At 30.4% G+C, this 20,382-nt stretch carries 18 protein-coding genes; 15 read left to right on the top strand and 3 right to left on the bottom strand.

Annotated features, from left to right (window positions below):
• Window positions 1-10: 10 nt before the first annotated feature.
• Window positions 11-958 carry an omptin family outer membrane protease gene (locus ACWI69_RS03405; protein WP_448820448.1) on the bottom strand — a complete coding sequence of 316 codons (948 nt, stop codon included), beginning with the start codon at window positions 956-958 and terminating at the stop codon, window positions 11-13.
• A gap of 208 nt (window positions 959-1,166) precedes the next feature.
• On the opposite strand from ACWI69_RS03405, the gene ACWI69_RS03400 reads away from it, so the two are divergent.
• The 13 genes from ACWI69_RS03400 to ACWI69_RS03340 are packed head-to-tail and all read left to right on the top strand — an operon-like array spanning window position 1,167 to window position 13,485.
• Window positions 1,167-2,261: a glycosyltransferase family 9 protein gene (locus ACWI69_RS03400; protein ID WP_448820447.1), complete on the top strand. Its 1,095-nt coding sequence runs from the start codon at window positions 1,167-1,169 to the stop codon at window positions 2,259-2,261.
• Window positions 2,262-2,269: 8 nt separating this feature from the next.
• A complete protein-coding gene (locus ACWI69_RS03395; RefSeq protein WP_448820446.1) occupies window positions 2,270-3,385 on the top strand; it encodes a glycosyltransferase family 9 protein in 1,116 nt (371 codons plus the stop codon).
• Between the two features lie 7 nt (window positions 3,386-3,392).
• A complete protein-coding gene (locus tag ACWI69_RS03390) occupies window positions 3,393-4,115 on the top strand; it encodes a lipopolysaccharide core heptose(II) kinase RfaY (RefSeq protein ID WP_448820445.1) in 723 nt (240 codons plus the stop codon).
• Complete coding sequence (locus ACWI69_RS03385; protein WP_448820444.1) at window positions 4,103-4,969, top strand: glycosyltransferase; 867 nt, start codon at window positions 4,103-4,105, stop codon at window positions 4,967-4,969. The genes ACWI69_RS03390 and ACWI69_RS03385 overlap by 13 nt, the downstream gene beginning before the upstream one ends.
• A gap of 13 nt (window positions 4,970-4,982) precedes the next feature.
• Window positions 4,983-6,170, top strand: a complete 1,188-nt coding sequence (locus ACWI69_RS03380) for a glycosyltransferase (RefSeq protein WP_448820443.1) — start codon at window positions 4,983-4,985, stop codon at window positions 6,168-6,170.
• Window positions 6,170-7,180: a glycosyltransferase family 2 protein gene (locus ACWI69_RS03375; RefSeq protein WP_448820442.1), complete on the top strand. Its 1,011-nt coding sequence runs from the start codon at window positions 6,170-6,172 to the stop codon at window positions 7,178-7,180. Before ACWI69_RS03380 ends, ACWI69_RS03375 begins: the two co-directional genes overlap by 1 nt.
• Window positions 7,162-8,154, top strand: coding sequence for a glycosyltransferase family 2 protein (locus ACWI69_RS03370; protein ID WP_448820441.1), 993 nt, complete (start codon window positions 7,162-7,164; stop codon window positions 8,152-8,154). Before ACWI69_RS03375 ends, ACWI69_RS03370 begins: the two co-directional genes overlap by 19 nt.
• The gene (locus ACWI69_RS03365; RefSeq protein WP_448820440.1) at window positions 8,139-9,353 is read left to right on the top strand and encodes an O-antigen ligase family protein; all 1,215 of its coding nucleotides are present in this window, start codon (window positions 8,139-8,141) and stop codon (window positions 9,351-9,353) included. The genes ACWI69_RS03370 and ACWI69_RS03365 overlap by 16 nt, the downstream gene beginning before the upstream one ends.
• Window positions 9,325-9,972: a CatB-related O-acetyltransferase gene (locus tag ACWI69_RS03360; protein WP_448820439.1), complete on the top strand. Its 648-nt coding sequence runs from the start codon at window positions 9,325-9,327 to the stop codon at window positions 9,970-9,972. Before ACWI69_RS03365 ends, ACWI69_RS03360 begins: the two co-directional genes overlap by 29 nt.
• 11 nt (window positions 9,973-9,983) lie before the next feature.
• Window positions 9,984-10,850 carry a glucose-1-phosphate thymidylyltransferase RfbA gene (rfbA, locus tag ACWI69_RS03355; RefSeq protein ID WP_448820438.1) on the top strand — a complete coding sequence of 289 codons (867 nt, stop codon included), beginning with the start codon at window positions 9,984-9,986 and terminating at the stop codon, window positions 10,848-10,850.
• Between the two features lie 2 nt (window positions 10,851-10,852).
• Window positions 10,853-11,434 carry a dTDP-4-dehydrorhamnose 3,5-epimerase gene (rfbC, locus tag ACWI69_RS03350; protein WP_448820437.1) on the top strand — a complete coding sequence of 194 codons (582 nt, stop codon included), beginning with the start codon at window positions 10,853-10,855 and terminating at the stop codon, window positions 11,432-11,434.
• On the top strand, window positions 11,431-12,285 hold the full coding sequence (gene rfbD, locus ACWI69_RS03345; protein WP_448820436.1) for a dTDP-4-dehydrorhamnose reductase: 855 nt from the start codon (window positions 11,431-11,433) through the stop codon (window positions 12,283-12,285). Before rfbC ends, rfbD begins: the two co-directional genes overlap by 4 nt.
• Complete coding sequence (locus ACWI69_RS03340) at window positions 12,286-13,485, top strand: dTDP-glucose 4,6-dehydratase (protein WP_448820435.1); 1,200 nt, start codon at window positions 12,286-12,288, stop codon at window positions 13,483-13,485.
• Window positions 13,486-13,532: 47 nt separating this feature from the next.
• Here ACWI69_RS03340 and ACWI69_RS03335 read toward each other — a convergent pair whose 3' ends face one another.
• Window positions 13,533-15,641, bottom strand: coding sequence for a BglG family transcription antiterminator (locus ACWI69_RS03335; protein WP_448820434.1), 2,109 nt, complete (start codon window positions 15,639-15,641; stop codon window positions 13,533-13,535).
• The gene (locus ACWI69_RS03330; protein WP_448820433.1) at window positions 15,631-17,382 is read right to left on the bottom strand and encodes a PTS sugar transporter subunit IIA; all 1,752 of its coding nucleotides are present in this window, start codon (window positions 17,380-17,382) and stop codon (window positions 15,631-15,633) included. The genes ACWI69_RS03335 and ACWI69_RS03330 overlap by 11 nt, the downstream gene beginning before the upstream one ends.
• Window positions 17,383-17,544: 162 nt before the next feature.
• Here ACWI69_RS03330 and nagB point away from each other — a divergent pair, with 162 nt between their 5' ends.
• Together nagB and ACWI69_RS03320 are read left to right on the top strand one after the other, a co-directional pair.
• Window positions 17,545-18,366 (top strand): glucosamine-6-phosphate deaminase, encoded by an 822-nt coding sequence (gene nagB, locus ACWI69_RS03325; RefSeq protein WP_448820432.1) that lies wholly within the window; start codon window positions 17,545-17,547, stop codon window positions 18,364-18,366.
• 165 nt (window positions 18,367-18,531) lie between these two features.
• Complete coding sequence (locus ACWI69_RS03320) at window positions 18,532-20,376, top strand: PTS mannitol transporter subunit IICBA (RefSeq protein ID WP_448820431.1); 1,845 nt, start codon at window positions 18,532-18,534, stop codon at window positions 20,374-20,376.
• Window positions 20,377-20,382: the final 6 nt, after the last annotated feature.

Here is a 20,382-nt window from a genome sequence, read left to right as displayed (position 1 = left end):
CTCCAAATTTTTAAAACTTGTATGTAGCACCAATAGATACTGTGTAACTACTATTTTTTATACCTGATAAATTTTTAATACCATCGATTTTATCGCCATCTTCACTTGTAAAATCAGTAGTAGATTTTTTTCTATGGAAGTACTTAGAATACTCTAAGCTACCGTTTATATCAATGGACGGAGTCAGTGGATACGTGGCTACAACTTTAACTCCTAAATTCTTAATTTTTTTATATTTTTCAACAGTTTCCATCGGACCTCTTTCAAGGTGCTTATCATGGGCTTTAGCTTTTCCATAGATACTACCGTTAATTCCAAAGTCTAAAATTAACTTCTCGTAAGTATATGAAATTCCATAACCAATGTACGGTGTGAAAAATTTTTGAGAGTATTCAATACTTTTTCTAGAATAGTCTCCTTTAAAAATAGTAGTGGATCCATCTAACATATAGTTATATTGATCACCACTCTTAGCATAAAACTTAAAGTAGTCATATTTAAGACCGACCATAGGTCCAGATTTTAGATTGTCAGTGTGGAAGAACCAATACTTAACATTTGTATCAAACATTAAAAGATTATCCACATAGTTGTCATTACTACTGAAGTTTGACAGTTTACCGTAGTCACTAGGAGTAGCTCCATCTTCACTGTCGTTGGATGAATACCAGTCATAGTCTTTCATAGAACCACTGGATGTGGAGCTAAAGTTTTTCTTTAGCCCCATTTGAAACTCTATATTATTATTAAATGTGTGTGTATAACCAAGTATAAAAACAGGGACATTTTTAATTTTCCAATCTAGATAACTGATTTTTTCCCCTGTTTCAGGAAAATATACATACTCTCCAGCTTTACCATTAACAGTTCCTAAAGAGAAGTTAAAGGTGTTAGTTGGCTGAGCAAAAATTCCAGTAGAGGTAGCAGTAAGCAGAATTAAAAAATTTCGTTTTAACACAAAAGACCTCCTTAAAAATTTTGTGAAGTTATTTTCTAAAACCATTTTAGTATACAGAATACAAAAATTATTTTTTATGACATGAATTATTAAAAAAAATACATGAAAATATAAAAATTAAAAATTGGAAAATTAAATGAAATATTTATGATATTAAAATTACAACTGAGATGTGTTATAATTAAAAGAAAATGTATGAGGGGAAAGCATGATTAGGAGATTGAATAGAATAGTTCAAGACTTTCTAAGACCAATAAGATTAGGTATAGGCAGAAAGCTTTGGGATAGAAAAAATAAGAAAAATACAGAGTTATTAAAAGATAAAAAATTGGATATGAGTAGGGTAAAATCTATTCTTTTTTTACGTTATGATGGGAAAATAGGGGATATGGTTATAAATACTCTTGTATTTAGGGAGATACAAAAGAGATATCCAGATATTAAAATAGGGGTGGTAAGTAGAGGTACAGCTACGGATATTATAAAATTTAATCCCCATGTGAATGTGATTCATGAGTATAAAAAAGGCAAGGAAAGAGAGTTAGCTCATATCATATCTAAAGAGAGTTATGATGTATTGGTTGACTTCTCAGAGATGCTCCGTGTAAATCAAATGAAGTTTATAAATCTATGTAAAGCTAAGGTGAATATAGGGTTAGATAAAAGTGATTGGCAACTTTTCGATATAAGTTATGAAAAGAATTATAGGAAGCATATCACTAATATGTATGAAAGTATACTCAATATTTTTGGAATAGTGAACCCCAATTTGGACTATGATATATATACGGGAGTAGTTGTAAAGGATGAGATTAAAAGAAGGTTACATGAGCTCGGGAATCCAGAGAATATAGTGATTTTAAACCCGTATGCAGCTAGTAAACACAGAAGTTTTAATAGAGAAAAAACTTTGGAGATAAGTAGAAAGATTTTAAAAGATTCTAAAAATATGTTAGTATTTATAGGGGAATCTGGAAAAAAAAGTGAAATAGAGGAGATAATAGAGATTTTAGGAGATAGAGAAAGAGTAAAATACCCAACTCTTTCTGGAATACTGGAGGTTGTTGAACTGATAAGGTATTCTAAATATATAATAACTCCGGATACTTCAATTGTACACATAGGAGTGGCAGAAGGGATACCTATGACAGCAGTTTATCGACTTGATACAGGGGATAATAATTCAGTAGTTTGGGGACCCAATTCACCACTGGCGAAGCAGGTATTTTCTAGTGATATACCAGTAGCTGGAGAGGAAGCAGATATAAATAAATTTGATGTGAAAAAGCTAGAAGTGTACTGAGGAGGAAAATGAGGTATAAAATTTTAAGAGGAATTAGAGAGATAAAAAAAGTAAAACCAGACTATCTAAAATCAAGCTATTTAAAATCAAAGTTAGCAGATTTTTTATTTGAAAGATGGTTTAAAAAATTCAAAAGGGATTTTAAGAAAAAGCAAACAGAGAACGTATTGGTGATATCTTTAGAAGCTTTAGGGGATAATGTTGTAAAAACAACATCATTTAAGATTTTAGCTGATTATTATGGTAAGGAAAATCTATATATCATGTGTAGAGACAAATGGGAATCCGTATTTCAAGAGTTGGGGTATAATGTTTTGGGATTGAAAAAGTTAAAAAATCCTATAAAAAATGCAGAATATAGAGTAGAATTTTTCAAGAGATTAAATGAACTTTCATTTAAGAGAGTTATATTATTTGAGCATATTGGGATAGGTGAAATTTTAAAGTATATAATTTGTGATGATAAAATAGGATTGTGTAGCGAAGAAAGTAGCATATATATGAATAAAGCAATAAAAGTGGATGACAATAAGACGTATGTATTAGATAGACAAATTTTATTGATGGATGAGGTATTGAATAGATCTTTCACGAGAGAGGAATTAAGACCTGATATGAGAGAGATGTTTAAAGAGAGAAAATATAGTGATATAATAAGTATTGGAGTGGGAGCATCCTCCGAACAAAAAACTTTACCAATAAAAAATATGTCTAAAATTTTGAAAATGCTTTCTATGAGATATCCAAATAAAAAAATAGTACTTTTGGGGAATGGTAAAAAACAGCAGCATTATTCGGAGCAACTACTCGAAAGTTGTGGTTGTGAAAATATAGAGAGTTATATAGGAAAAATTTCTTTGGTTGAAACAATAAGGGTAATAAATGATTCAGACTTCTTTTTGGGATACGACTCAGGACTTTCAAATATAGCATTTGCACTGAGAAAAAGCTACATTTGCCTATTTTGGACTAATATGACTATCTGGCAACATCCATTTGATAATTTAAGAGTTATAAAAGGAGATGGAGTTGAGCCAGAAAATGATGGATACCATGGAACAGATATATTAAATAGTATAAAGGTTGAACAAGTGGAAAGTGCTTTAGAGGAGTTAAAACTATAAAAAGAGGATGAGAATGTTAAAAAAAGAGATTTATAAAGAAAATAATTTGTATTTTTTTGATGATGAGTATGAAAATATAGGTAAAAAAATAATTGAAAAAGATTTTATAGTTATAAAAAAATTAAAGGACACTAAAAGAAATTATGTAGCTCTTATAGAAATAGACGGTAAAAAATATATACTGAAAGAGCCTCGTAATGAATATAGAATACCACAGAGAAAAGTGATGTCAATATTTAAAGCTGGCGAAGCATTGGCAACTTTAAAAAATGTAACTAGATTGTATAATGAGGGTATTAAGGAGTTAATTCTTCCAAGATTAGTGATAAATACAAGAAAGTTTGGAATGATAACATATTCGGCAATTTTAATGGACTATTTTGATGGCGAGATAGATATAAAGTATAATGATGAATTTGTTAGGTTAGTGGAGAAAATACATAACAAAGGCTCATATCATGGTGATTTTAATCCAGGGAATTTCTTAGTAAAAAATGGTGAAATAAAAATATTGGATACTCAGGGGAAAAGAATGTTTTTTGGAAGATATAGAGCACATTATGATATGATAACGATGAGAAATGATTCCTATAAAGAGATGAAATATCCCTATAAGAAAGAGTGGTATTATTATTTAGCTTTAGGGATGAAGAAGCTAAAAAGATTAAAACTTGTTGAGAAAATAAAAGAAAAAAAGAAAAGGTTAAGGGATAGAGGATGGAAAATATAAAAGTTTCAGTAATTGTTCCTGTATATAATAGATTGGAACACTTAAGAGCCCTATTTATTTGTTTATTAAATCAAAAGATACAGCCATATGAATTGATAATAACGGATGATGGCTCTTCGGAAAAAGTTCTAGATTATATAGGTGATTTAATAGAGAAGGCTAAATTTAAGATAAAACATATCTATCAAGAGGATAGAGGCTTTAGAAAAACAAGAGCACTAAATAACGCAGTTAGAGAATCAGAAGGAGAGTATTTAATCTTTTGCGACCAAGATTTGATATTTCCAAATGATTATATTGAAAAAATGTTAAGAAATGCTAAAAAAAATGAATATTTGATGGGAAGAGCTCACAATACGGAGTTTGAAGAAAAAAAATTAATATTAGAAAAATTAAATAGAACTAAAGATTATTGTATAATAAAAGAGATTGTTCCTCAAAAATATTTTGAAAATATGCTACATCAATATAGATTAGATAAAAAAAGAAGAATTTTACAACGTTTTTGTTTAAATAAGAGAGGAATAAGATTGGCTGGAATGAGTTATGGCTTATTTAAGGAAGATTATTTAAAAGTAAATGGATATGATGAAAAATATCAGGGATGGGGGTATGAGGATGATGACTTCGGAAATAGGCTATGTGTTTCAGGAGTTAAAAGTAGAGAGTTAAAAACCGATTTAATTCAGCTACACCTTTATCATCTATTTGATCCAAGCAAGAAAAAAAGCCTAAATGAGGAATACTATTACGAAAGAAAGAAAGAGATATTTAAAAGAAAAGATTATTTTTGCAAATATGGGATAAAAAATTCTCTGGATGGAGATAAAGTTAGTAAATATACTTTGAAGTAGAGAGGAGAAAAATGTGAAATTTGTTCATATCTGTGAGGAGTTTGAGTATACTTGGATTGGAAAAGATAATGGTATGATTCCAATTTATGCTCACAATGTACTAGGCTTTGAAAGCGAAATAGTGACTTGTGATTTAAAAGAAGACTTACCTGAAGATGTCAGAGGAGTAAAAATCGTAAAAATTCCAAGATGGTTTAAAAAGATGAAGAAATTTGCTCCATGGGTAATGTTTATAAAAAGAATACCTCTTTACAGGTATATATGTAAAAATGCCAAAGATATTGATGTTTTGATGTTATTTCATGTAACAAAGTGTAGTTATTGGAACGCATTTTTTTATAAGAAATTTAATCCAAACGGAAAAGTCTTTATAAAAGCCGACTTTAATTTAGGTGTCTATGAGAAAGAGATAAAAAAAACTCAAATGAAACCAAGAAATTTAAGAGAGTTTTTTAGAAAGAGAAGAGAGATAAAAGAGTATGATAAGCGAAAAAAATTGGTTCAAATAGCAAATTTAATAAGCTACGAAACTAGGGAAGCTTATGATAAAATGAAAAATTCATATGCTGGGGTTTCCACAGAGGGAAGAACTATACTGCTTTCAAATGGATATGATGACCTTTTGATTGAAAAGAATTTTAAATTAAAAAATTATGAAGAAAAAGAAAATATATTTTTAACAGTTGGGAGATTGGGCACTGAAGAAAAAAACACTGAATTTTTGTTAAAAGTTTTAGAAAAGGTAGATTTAAAAGATTGGAAATTTTTCTTTGTAGGAAGTATTGAAAGTAAATTTCAGAAAAAAATTGACGATTTTTTTCAAAGATTTCCAGAGAAAAAAGAAAATATTATTTTTACGGGTATAGTTAAAGATAGAGAGCTTTTATATGAGTATTATAACAGAAGTAAAGTTTTTATCTTACCGTCCAAATGGGAAAGTTTTGGAATAGTTATGGTTGAAGCGATGGCATTTAACAACTATGTTTTGACATCAAATACGTGTGCGGCTAAAGATATAACTGATGCTGAAAAAGTTGGTGAGATTTTTTCAATAGTTGACGAAAATGAGTTGATAGAAAAGGTAAGAAAAATTATTGACGGGAAAATAGATTTACAAAAAAAGGAGAAACTAATAGATAACTATAAAAATAGATTTAAATATAGTTCAATAATAAAAAGCTTAAATTTAGGAGATTATTGATGGGAAAAAACATAGAGAAATACAAAGAGATAGAATCAGAATTAGTTTTTGGAAAATATAGCGAGGAAGTTCCTAAAGTGAGCATTGTCATTCCCACTTATAATAGAGATCACTTACTGAAAGAAGCTTTAGCAAGTGCATTGAATCAAGATAGTTTTGAGCCTTATGAAATTATTGTAGTGGAGGATTCACCTGAAAAAAACAGTAAAATTGAAAAGTTGATTGAAGAGATTAATAGCCCTAAAATTATGTTATATAAAAATAAAAAAAACTTAGGTTTATTTGGAAATTGGAATAGGTGTTTAGAATTAGCTAGAACAGAATGGGTTTGTATGTTGCATGATGACGATATACTTTTTCCAAATTATATTTCTACAATTAGTAGGACAATAAAGGAAAATAAGGCTGCAGATTTTATTTTCTATAAGCCTTTAGTTATTGATTTGAGAGAAAAATCTTTGGATGAGGTTTATATAGAACCCCAAAAAAGTATTGAAAAGAAAAAAGTACTCAGCCAATTTTTTATGAGAGGAGACGAATTGACTGGAATTGTGGGGATATGTTTTAAAAGATCAATAGCATTAAAAATTGATGGATTTCAAGAAGAGATGTATCCGAGTTCAGATTGGGAGTTCTTTTATAAGTACAGTAAGGAGGGAGAGATTTATAAGTACGAGAACTATCCAATAGCACTGTATAGATTTGGAGAAAATGAAAGTTTAAAGCCTAAAACAATAGAGGGATTTGTATATAAAGATTTTGAAATAAAGAGGTATATTATAGAGGATTTAGATTTCAAATATAAAAGCGTAGTAAAAAGTTATTTAAAAGTAATGACCTTGAAGCATATAGATACCTTGGAAAGAAAGCATTCAGGAATATTGGATAAAAGGCAGATAGTAGAGGATTTAGATTTAAGTTATAATTTTTTTGATAAGCTAAACTATAGAGTATACAAAATGTATTTAGCCATATTGGAGGCGAGAAATAGATGGAAAATACACCTATAATAAGTATTGTAATACCAGCATATAACGCCGAAATTTATATAGAGAGAGCCGTAAAAAGTATAATAGATCAAACGTTTAAAAATACAGAGATTATAGTTGTAAATGATGGATCAGTGGATAGAACAGAAGAGGTTTTAAAGAAGTTCAATCAGATAAGAGTTATAACACAGTTGAATAAAGGAAGTTCTCAAGCTAGAAAAGTAGGTTATGAAGTTGCCAATGGTGAGTACATAATGTTTTTAGATTCAGATGATTTCATAGATTTGGACTATATAGAGAATATGTATAATCAGATAACTCTCTCAAAAGCAGATATATGTATTTCAGATATAGTTTATATGGAAGGAAGCAATAAAAAATTAATTTTCGAAAATATAGAGAGGATAGAGAGCTCAGAGAGTGTCATAAAAAAGCTTTTATCCGATAAATTAAGTTTTTCTATGTCGAATAAACTATATAAAAAGAAGTGCATAAAAGCATCTTTTTTTGATTGTGGACTAAGATATGGTGAAGACGCATATACTCTATTAAATATATTGGATAACTCTGAAGTGGTAACAAAATTAAAAGAGAAGAGTTATTATTACTATGTAAAGAATACTCGTAGCTTAATGAATTCAAAAGTTGTACCTATTGAGGATTACTATTTAGGCTATAAAAAATTAAAAGAACATTTTTTGATAGGGAAGTATGAGGAATACATCTATATTTTCAAATATAGTTATCTCTATACTCATATAAAGTATAAAAGATTTTACAGTAGCTTTATGAAAAGAAATCCTAGCTATTTAAAGGTTTATATGGAATTTATCGAGGATATAAAATTGGGAAAAATAACGGAGAGTGTGACTGATAAACTGGAAGAGAAAAAGATAATAAAAGCTTTAAAAAGAAGTATATTTTATGCAGAAGTATTGCGTAGGTTTTTTAAACTAAAAAAGAATATAAGGAGAAAGCGTTGGCAAAAATTTTAAAAAAAATAAAAGTAGAATATATACAGATTTTATTTTTATTTATATTAATTTACGAAATGATAATAAAAAGAACCTTTAAATATGATAATATTTTAATAATATCTATTATTGGTGCGACGTTGTATAGAAATAAAAAGATTTATTTTGACAGGGATAGTAAAAAATTATATACACTAATTGTTATAAATACAGTTGTTTTTTTATTAAGTTATTATAAAGTTTTAAAATTGAATAATTTTATTTTGGATGAGCGATTTGATATGCTTAATTCTATTGTATTTAAAGGTTTTTTATTATTTTTAATAGGATTGAATCTCAACATAGGATATGAAAAAACAAGATATATAGTGCCATTTGTTTGCGTTGCCTCGATATCACCACTCATAAAAATAACAAATTTTGGTCTAAAATATGGATTTTTTAGACATAGGATTAGTGGGATGTGGGGAAATCCGAATTACGTGGGATTTGTATTAGGCTTAATAACAATATTTTGTGTTATAGCAATTGTTTGCTTTCAAGAGAGATTGGCAAAAATAATAGGAGTTATTTTTGGAAGTTGGAGCTTTTTTCTATTGCTTGCAGTTTCTCAGTCAAGAAATGCAATTTTGAGCGTTTTAGTAAGTTTAGTGGTTTTATTTAGCGTTTATTCTTTAAAATTAAAAATAAATAAAAAAAAGTTCTTTTTAATAGTATTTTTATTCAGTGGCTTAATAGCAATAGTTTTAAAATTAAATCAGAGGTTTAAAAGTTTATTTTTTATAGACGATTTGTTGAAGGATGGAAGGACTCAAATACTAAAGACTACACTAGAAATATTGAAAGACAATGACAGTATGCTTTTAGGAAAAGGATTTAGTTTTTATTTTAATAATTTAAGTATAGGACATGGGAAGCTGAGTGCATTTCACAATGATTATATAGAACTTCTAATAAATCAAGGAATTATAGGAATATTCTTTTATTTATTGCTAAGTTTTTATATATTATATCTTATAATAAAAAATATAAAATATAATACTTTTGAAAGTAATACATTTAGTATTTTAGCTTTACTTCTGTGGATTTATATATTTATTTTAGGTCAATTTGATAATGTTATCTACTCCAATAGAGTTTTCGAAATGGCGTATTTAATATTTGGTCTGAGTATAGGAGAAAATTATAAAAATGATAAAAAAGATAAGAAAATACCTTAAAAAAAAACGATACACTTCAAACTTTAAAAAGAGATGGAGAGAGAAAAATCCAGATACAGAGGTATTTCCAGTGAATATATTTGATTTTCCAATAGAAAAAGTGAAGGTTGGGAAATTTTCATATGGATCTATAGCAGTTGAAAGTTGGGGAAGTGAAGAAGAGCGGTTAGAGATAGGAAATTTTGTATCTATTGCAGAGGGAGTAAAGTTTTTACTAGGTGGGAATCATGAAATTGATACATTTACAACCTTTCCTTTCAAAGTAAAATTCTTTGGGGAGAAGATGGAAGCTAAAACGAAAGGACCTATAATAGTTAAGGATGATGTGTGGATAGGAACGAACTCTTTAATTTTATCTGGAGTTGTAATAGGTCAGGGAGCAATAGTTGCAGCCGGGAGTGTTGTGACTAAAGACGTTCCACCATATGCAGTTGTGGGTGGAAACCCAGCAAGAGTATTAAAGTATAGATATCCACAGGAGATAGTAGAAAGAATGTTGAAAGTGGAATGGAGTACGATAAATCTAGAAAAAATTCATGAAGTGAAAAAAGAACTGTATCAAAAATTAGATTTAGAAACTTTGGAAAAAGTGGAGTCTATTTTTTCAGTTAAAAAATAAAGGAGCTGAGAATGAAAGGGATTATATTAGCAGGGGGATCAGGGACTAGACTGTATCCAGTAACAAAAGCAATAAGTAAGCAAATAACACCGATATATGATAAACCACTTATTTATTATCCATTATCTGTTTTGATGTTAGCGGGTATTAAAGATATTTTAGTGATATCTACTCCAAGGGATATTGGAACTTTTGAGGAGTTATTAGGTGATGGAAGTGATTTAGGACTTAAAATAGAATATGCTATTCAAGAGCAACCAAATGGTCTTGCAGAAGCCTTTATTATAGGGGAAAAGTTTATAGGAAATGAAGCGTGCGCATTAGTTCTTGGAGACAATATGTTCTATGGGCATGGTCTTACAGGGATAGTAAAAGAGGCAGCTACGAGAGAGACTGGAGCTACAATTTTTGGGTACTATGTAAATAATCCGAAGTCTTTTGGTGTGGTGGAGTTTGACGAGAGCGGAAAAGCTATATCTTTGGAAGAAAAGCCAGAGAAGCCAAAATCAAATTTTGCGATTCCGGGACTATATTTTTATGACAACACTGTTGTAGAAAAAGCTAAAGCTGTTAAACCGTCGCACAGGGGAGAGTTAGAGATAACAACATTGAATGAGATGTATTTAAAAGAAGGAACTTTAAATGTATTGAGTTTAGGTAGAGGAATGGCATGGCTTGATACAGGAACTCATGATGGACTTTTGGAAGCCTCCAACTTTGTGAAGACAATTCAAAGTAGACAAGGAGTGATGGTAGCTTGTTTGGAGGAGATTGCTTATAAGAATGGATGGATATCTAAGGAGAAAGTGGAACAGTTAGCAAAGCCTCTATTAAAGTCACACTATGGTGAATATTTAATGGATTTGATAAAGGAGTAGTCATGAATAAGTTTAAAAGAGTGGAAACAGGGATAAAGGATTTGATTGTAATAGAGCCAACAGTGTTTGGGGATAATAGAGGATTTTTTATGGAAAGTTACTCCAAAAAAGATTTTTCTCAGATAGGGCTAGATGTTGAATTTGTTCAAGATAATCACTCCAAATCTAAAAAAGGTGTGTTGAGAGGGCTACATTTTCAAACAAAATATGTTCAAGGGAAGTTAGTTAGAGTAACAGCTGGTTCAGTTTTGGATGTGGCTGTAGATCTTAGAAGAGATAGCGCCAGTTTTGGAAAGTATTTTTTAGTAAAATTGACAGCTGAAAATAAAAAAATGTTTTATATTCCACCTGGATTTGCACATGGATTTTTGACCTTAGAGGACAATACGGAGTTTCAATATAAATGTACAGATTATTACGCCCCGGAATTTGACTCTGGCGTACTATGGAATGACTCTGATATAGATATAGATTGGAACTTTGAAAAATATGGCTTGTCGATAGATGAGATTTTACTCTCAGATAAGGATAAAAAACAGCAGACGTTAAAAGAATTTATCGAAAGTGGAGTGGTCATAGGATGATACTGATTACAGGAGCTAATGGGCAATTGGGGTATGATTTCCAAAGGATATTTAAAGAAAAAAATATAGACTTTATAGCGACAGATTATAAAGAGTTAGATATAACAGATATAGATGCAGTGAGAGAGTTTGTGAAACATAAAAATATTGCTCTCATAATAAATTGTGCCGCTTATAACAACGTGGACAAAGCCGAGGAAGAGGTAGAGATGTGTTACAAGCTAAATGCGTATGCGCCAAGAGATTTAGCATTGGTTGCTAAAGAGATAGGAGCAGATTATATAACATATTCTACAGATTTTGTTTTTGATGGAGGGAAAGATACTCCTTATACAGAAGAGGATATTCCAAAGCCACTTTCTATATACTCAGAGGCTAAAGCCGAAGGTGAAAGAATGGTATTAGAGACTTACGCTAGAAGTTTTGTAGTAAGAACATCATGGGTATTTGGAATAGCTAATAACAATTTTAATAGACAGGTTATAAACTGGAGTAAATCTAGGGATGTGTTAGGAATAGTGGACGATCAAGTATCAGTTCCTACATATTCATATGATTTGGCTTTATACTCTTTAAAACTTATAGAAACTAAAAGATATGGATTATATCATTTAAGTAGTGGTGGAGTAGCTTCAAAATATGATCAAGCGAAATATGTTTTGGATTCTATTGGATGGAAAGGAACTTTAAAAAGAGCAAAAAGTAGTGACTTTATTCTTCCAGCTAAAAGAGCAAAGTACTCGAAGTTGGATAGTAGTAAATTAGAAGAGGTCATAGGAGAGAAGATTCCGTTTTGGAAAAATGGAATAGATAGATTTTTAGAAGAGATGAAAGAGAAGGGGGAGCTATAGGTGAAAACTTATTTAGTAACAGGTGGAGCAGGATTTATTGGTGCAAATTTTATTAAATATATGTTAGAAAAATATGATAATGTAAAGTTAATTGTATTAGATAAATTGACTTATGCGGGAAATTTAGGAACAATACGTGACGAATTAAATGATTGTAGAGTCTCTTTCATTAAAGGGGATATTTGTAATAGAGAACTTGTTGAAAATATATTTATGCAATATGATGTGGACTATGTGGTGAATTTTGCAGCAGAAAGCCATGTGGATAGAAGTATAGAAAATCCTCAGATTTTTTTAGAGACAAATATACTTGGAACACAAAATCTAATGGAAGTTGCTAAGAAGTTTTGGAGTGTTGGAAAAGATTCGAAAGGATACCCTATTTATAAAGAGGGGAAAAAATTTCATCATGTTTCAACAGATGAAGTATATGGTAGTTTAAGTAAAGACTTTGATATTCCAAGAGAACTTGTGCTAGATGAAGCAGTGGCTAAAATAGCGAGTGGAAGAAAAAATCTTCAGACTTATGGGGATAAGATGTTTACGGAATCTACACCGCTAGATCCAAGAAGTCCATATTCAGCATCTAAAACAGCGTCGGATATGATAGTGATGGCTTATGGTGAGACATATAAGTTTCCTTTTAATATAACGAGATGTTCAAATAACTACGGTCCATATCATTTTCCAGAGAAGTTGATTCCATTAATTATAAAAAACATTCTAGCAGGAAAGAAACTTCCCGTATATGGAAAGGGAGATAATGTAAGAGATTGGTTATATGTAATGGATCACTGTAAAGGTATAGATATGGTTATATCCAATGCTAAGGTACATGAAGTTTACAATATTGGTGGATTTAATGAAGAACAAAATATCAATATAGTGAAGTTAACCATAGATATAATAGCTAGAATTATGAGGGAAGAGCCAGAATATCAAAGAGTTCTAACTACTGATTTATCTAATATCAACTATGATTTAATAAGCTATGTACAGGATAGATTGGGACATGATGCTAGATATGCTATCGATCCAACTAAGATAGTGACAGAACTAGGATGGTATCCAGAGACACCGTTTACAGAGGGGATAGAGAAAACTATTAGATGGTATTTAGATAATCAAAGCTGGGTAGAGGAAGTAGCATCTGGAGATTATCAAAGATATTATGAGGAGATGTATAAAGAGAGAAAGTAAAATTTTTATATCTCTTTAGATGAGTGGGAAGCTAGGTAAAATTTCACCTAGCTTTTTTTATAAAATTTATCTATCAATTCTAGAACTTCATTTTGAGTGGCATATTCTATTTTTTCTAGAATACTTTCTTTTTCAATTAAGGTTATAAAATCATTTAGAGCATCCATATGCTCTTTTTGATCTTTGCTTGAAAAACATAGGATAACTCTGGCAACTTTGTTTCCTGGAAACTCTATCGGAGTATTAAAACGAATTAAGCTCATATCAGTTTTAAAAACCCCTTGACTAGTTCTAGCATGAGGGAAAGCAATTTTATTGTTCATAATCATGTAGCTTCCATTTTTGTTGATAACTTCAATCATATCTTCAATATACCTTTCGTCCACAGAACCATTTTTCACCAAGATAGCTCCAGATTTTCTGATAGCTTCTTGCCAGCTATTCGCACTTTCAGAGAAAGAGATTGAACTTAAATTTAAAAGAGTTTTTAAATTTGGATTTTTTTTATCTTCAAAATCGTTGATATAAAAATTTCTAAGATTTCTTTTTAGCCCAACTATAAGTTTTTCTTCATCCAAGATATTACAACTCTCTTTGATTGTTTCAAGAATATTTTTTAAGGATACTTTTCTCTTTTGTTCACTCAACCCCAGTGATATAAGTTTTTCTTTATTATCTTTAGAAAGTATTGGATGAACCTTAACTATGGGGATATGTATATCTAAGTGTGGCTCAAGATCCATAGTGGATATTATAATGTCTACATCTTTGAAGCTTTTTATCTCTAAGAATTTGTGATATGGAATAGTATCAATTATATTTACATCATATAGCTCACTTAATTTATGAGCTAAAATTTTTGAGCTTCCGTAGCCAAGACCACAAACTAAAAGTAGATTCTTAGTTTTTCTATTATTACTTAAATATCTATCTGTAGCAGTTTTAAAGTGGAGAGTTATATACGCAATCTCCTCTTCTGGAAGATTTTTTCCAAGGTATTTCTCTAAAATGGGTTTACTAACTTTTTTTACTGTCGAGTAAAGATCGAAATATGTTATCTCTACCTCTTTAGCTATTGGATTTTCGAGAGATATATTATTTTTTATTCGATAATAAGCTGGTTTTAAGTGATTAAGTAACCCATCTATGAGAGTTTTATCTCCTGTTAAATCCATATTTAACTGATAACCCATAATTTTAATAATCTCAACTACAGTAGTTTCTAATTCAATCCAGTTCTCCAAAAAAGAGGAGTTGAAGTTATATGAATGACTTCCTAAAAAGAGTTCTGTCAAAACTAAAACCTCACTCTCATTAAAAGTTATAGAAAACTCATTTTCAAGATGAGATATCTCTTGAGATATGACACTATATTCACTGGTCTTTAGCAGAAACTCGCGATTTTGTTGACGATTATCAATAATATGATTTCTTTTTATTCTCGCAATACATAGATTTATATAGAATGTTAAAATATTAAAAGCTTCATCAGATATTATAATATCTAGTTTTTTCTCTATTCTTTTAATGAAGAATTTGATTAAACTTAAAATTGAATCATCTAAATTTTCTATGATAGAACTGGCTATGAAGTTTAAACCGTAGGTTCCACCTGAAAGATACCGTGATCTGTATCTATTTTTATTGATTTCAATATATCTAGTTATATATCTAAGTTGAAGTTGTCTGATATTTTCTTCTTTACCCTCTAAAACAACTCCTTGTTTGGAGATAAAATTTAACTCTAAAGTGTTAGTGTCAAAAAAAGTTTTAACCTCCTTTAAATCTAATTTAATAGTGCTTAAACTCACGTCTAAATCTTCACCAATTTCCAAGAGCCTGTTGTTTTCATTAAAAAGAAATTTAACTTTTAAAAACTCTCGTCTTTCATCAGAGGTAAAAACATAGAATTTATGTAGAATTTCTTCCAAAAAAAGTTGAAGGTTTTTAATACTTTCTCTTGTTGAATAGATACCTTTTTGAAATTTTTCAATTTCCATATACCCATTTTTTTCTAAATGGTAATTTATATTATCAATGTCGTATCTAATGCTACGTTCGCTTATATTAAAAAAATTGGCAGCCTCTTTTAAAGATAGCTGTAAATTATTATCAACTAAATATTTAATAATTTCGATACAACGTTTATTTAACATAGACACCTCCATTAAATGCGTTTTTAAAATCCTCTTCATAATCTGATAGAATAAGATTTTCGATTAATTCCTCGTTTTCAATACTTTCAATAATATTAGCGATATAATCTAGACGGAGATTTTGATTTTTTATGGTGATTCCAATTAAAATATAAACTTTTTCGCCATTTTCAAAATCAATACCATATGGGTAGTGATGAATAACTACTCCATTTTTTTTAATTAGATTTAAAGATGAGTGGGAACCGTGAGGGATAGCTATACCATTTCCAATATATGTGGAGCAGGTTATCTCTCTTTCTACCAAACTGTCGCTATAGCCACTTGCAGCGAAGCCAGAGTTTTCAAGTTCCTTTCCAAGGAGCTTGAGTGCTTCTTTCTTGGAAGTAGATTTTAAAGATAGATTCAATTGCATCTCTAAATATTCATTTTTTAAAAATTTTTCAATATAGAACTCCTTATCTAAAAAATCTTCTAAATAAAGTTTAGAGATGTCTGGATATTTTTCAATTACACGTTTTTTTAATTTTTCATGGGTAACAATTAAATCCACTTTAGGGAGAGCATCTCCTATATAGCTGTTGCTGATATCGATATGTCTATATTTAGTTTTTTCAAAGATATTTTTTAGTATATTAGCACCAATAGCGCTAGAACCCATTCCTGCATCACATAGGAAAACTATTTTTTTAATATTTTGTATATCTGGTATTGCCATATCGTTTAATTCCTTCTTAGTTTTTGAAGGAAGATTCTCTACTTTAGGCTTTTTTAAAATGACATAGGTTGTAAAAAAGGAAACTGCTGTTGAAACAGCAAAGCCTAAAAGTATATAGATGTAATCTCTATCTTTTGAAAGTAGAATGAGGTTTAGAATACTTCCGGGTGAAGCTATTCCTATAAGTCCTGTTTTAAATATATAAAAAATTAAATTCCCAGATAATCCACCCAAAAATACAGCCCATAGAAGTTTTAAATTTTTTAAAATATAAGGGAAATAGATTTCGTGTATTCCCCCAATAACTTGAACAAATATATTTGATAATAGATTTACCCTTTGTGAAGTTCTAGACTTAATTAAAAATAAGCCTAAAAGAACTCCAAGGCCAGGACCAGGATTTGTTTCTAGTAGAAAGAGAAGTGATTTTCCTTTTTCATTTAGATCATTGAAACCAAGAATAGAAAGTATTCCATGATTTATAATATTATTGAAGAAGAAAACTTTTCCTATCTCCAAAACTGGTGTGAGAATGATTAAAGCATAAACATTTTTAACAACTCCTATTAAAAAATTAGATATGCTCTCAAGATAGTAGTTGGTATGTTCTAAAATAAAGTAGAAGATTCCACCGGTGATAAGTGCGACCAGTGGATACAAAAAGTTAAAAAGAAACATTTGAAAGCCACTATATACGTATTTTTTAATAAGAATAGTTAAGTATTTAATTAAAAAACCGGAGATAACTCCAACAGCAATTCCTTGATTGATAGTGGAATCTGGATATAGATATATAGATACGCTCATAGAGATAATAGCTACAATTCCGCCGCTATTTTTTTCTAAAATATTTCCAGCGCTATAGGCAAGAGCCATAGGTAAAAGATATATCTCAAAATATTTTCCGTACAGTTCTAGGTGTGGAAAATAATATAGATTCCAACGGATAATTCCTAAAGTGATAAATAGATATATGTTTTTTAGAATAAGTTTACTAAAGAAATTTCCTATCTTATAAATCATCAAAATGACAACCTCCAAATAAATTATAAAATAGTTTAACATATTTTTTTCAAAAAAAATGTAACTGTTTATTTCAAAAAAAAATGAAATGTTTTAACCTTGATATTTTAATTCAAATGAATTAGAGTTGGAAGTAATAAAAATTCAAAAAGGGGTGTTTGGATGAGATTGATAATTCCAGAAGGAAATATTGGAGATTGGGCAGCAGCTTATGTGGTGAAAAAAATAAAAGAGTTTAAACCTACAAAAGAGAAACCATTTGTTTTAGGATTGCCAACAGGTAGTACACCAGAAAAGATGTACAAGAAGTTAGTGGAGTTATATAGAGAGGGAGATGTATCTTTTGAAAATGTAATAACATTTAATATGGATGAATATGTAGGATTAGGACCTAATGATGAGCAGAGTTACCACTATTATATGCATAAGCACTTTTTTAATCATGTAAATATACCTAAGGAGAATATAAATATTTTAGATGGACTTTGTGAAGATTTAAAAGCAGAGGCCGAAAGATATGAAGAAAAAATAAAAGCAGTTGGAGGAATTCATCTTTTTGTTGGAGGAATAGGAGCTGATGGGCATCTAGCCTTCAATGAGCCAGGTTCATCTTTAAGTTCAAGAACCAGAGATAAGGAGTTAACTCAAGATACAATTATGGCTAATTCAAGATTTTTTGCTGGAGATATGAATAGGGTTCCGAAGGTTGCAATGACAGTCGGAGTTGCAACAGTTTTAGATTCGGAGGAAGTTATGATTTTAGTTGACACTCATGCTAAGGCTCTTGCTCTACATAAAGCTGTTGAATGTGGAATAAATCATATGTGGACAGTATCAGCTCTACAACTTCATAGAAAAGGTATTATAGTTGCAAGTGAAGAGTCGTGTGGTGAACTAAAAGTTTCAACATATAGATATTTCAAAGATATTGAGAAGGATAATTTAGACACGGAGAAATTTTTAAAAAATATTAAATCAAAGTAGAAAATAATATAAATTTGCTAGCTACCAATTTTTGGTAGCTTTTTTATTTCCATTTTTTTTGAAATTTAAAAGATAGATTTTCTTTGAAATCATTGACCTTTGAAGGCCTTAAAGGTTTTTAGTATCATTTGGACAGAAAGAAGAAAGGGAAATAGGAGGATAAAAATGAAAAGTTCAGAGTTTAAGGTAAAAGTTCAGGCTTTTGGAAGATTCTTGAGTGGAATGGTTATGCCAAACATAGGTGTATTCATAGCTTGGGGACTTTTGACAGCATTATTTATACCGACAGGGTGGTTTCCAAATGAGCAGTTAGCAAAAATGGTAGGACCTATGATTACCTATATACTTCCACTACTTATAGGATACAACGGTGGAAAGTTGGTAGCTGGAGATAGGGGAGCTATCGTAGGAGCTATAACGACGGTTGGAGTTATCTGTGGGACATCAATTCCAATGTTTATAGGGGCTATGATTGCAGGACCAGTAGGTGGATATGCAATCAAAAAATTTGATGAAAAAATGAAAGGAAAAATAAAATCAGGATTTGAGATGTTAGTAAATAACTTCTCAGCAGGAATTGTTGGATTGATACTGGCAATTGTATTTTTTTATGGTGTTGGTCCAGTTGTAGAGCAATTAAATACTCTGCTTGGAGTTGGAGTGAATAGGTTAGTTCAAGCGGGACTATTACCATTGACGTCACTAGTTGTTGAACCAGCAAAAGTTTTATTTTTAAATAATGCTATAAATCATGGTGTCTTTGGACCACTTGGAATTCAGCAGGTTTCAGAAACGGGAAAATCCCTGTTTTTCTTGATTGAAGCAAATCCAGGTCCAGGTTTAGGAGTACTTTTAGCTTATATGATGTTTGGCAAGGGAGTTTCTAAAGATTCAGCTTCAGGAGCAGCGATAATCCATTTTTTTGGAGGAATACATGAAATCTATTTCCCGTATATTTTAATGAAGCCAATGCTGATTGTATCACTTGTATTTGGAGGAATGACAGGGATATTCATAAATGTTCTATTCAATGGAGGATTAGTGGCACCGCCATCACCGGGAAGTATCTTTGCAATTATGGCTTTAGTTCCAAAGGGTGAGATGTTACCAGTATTGATGTCAGTAGTTGGAGCAACGGCTGTTACTTTTGTGACAGCAACAATAGTGTTAAAAAGCTCAAAAGAGATAGAGGACGATATGGAATCTATAAAAACTTTTGTAGCTGGAAGTAAGAGTTTAGAAAAAATATCAAAGATAATAGTTGCGTGTGATGCTGGGATGGGATCGAGTGCTATGGGAGCTGGAGTATTAAGAAAAAAGGTAGAAGCAGCTAATTTGCCGATAGAGGTTACAAACTGTTCAATCTCAAATCTAACAGAGGATATGGATATAGTAATAACTCATAAAGATTTGACGGAAAGAGCTAAAAAAACGGTGATGTCACCAATACATATATCAATAGATAATTTTATGAATCATAAGTTCTATGATTCTTTGGTTGAGAATTTAAAAGAGAGATTTAAAGATATTCATATACAAGTGGAAAGTAGTGAAAAAAAAGCGATTAAAAAGGTCGATATAAATTCTGATATTTTAAAAAAAGATGGAGTTTTAACAGGTTTAGAGAGTGTGGGTAAAGAGAAGGCTATTGATGCGGTAGCTATGCACTTAGAGAAGTTGGGTTATGTGGAGAAAGGATATAGTAAGTATATGCAGGAGAGAGAAAAAATTTCGACTACATATATTGGAAACTATGTGGCTATTCCTCATGGAACAGTGGATGGAAAGAAAGAAGTCTTAAAATCTGGAATTGTAATTTTGCAGTACCCGGAGGGAATAGATTTTGGAAATGGAAATAAGGCATATTTTTTAATAGGAATAGCCGGAAAAAATGATGAACATGTAGAGATAATATCAAAAATTGCTGATGTGATAGAGGATGAAGATGAAGTCTTAGCTTTGAAAAATGAAAAAAATGCTGAAAAAATTTATAAGACATTTAATGTTTAATGGAGG

It is taken from the genome of Cetobacterium sp., assembly GCF_977044495.1.
The sequence above is the reverse complement of the archived record's forward strand: the minus strand, read 5'-3'. Positions and strand labels throughout refer to the sequence as shown.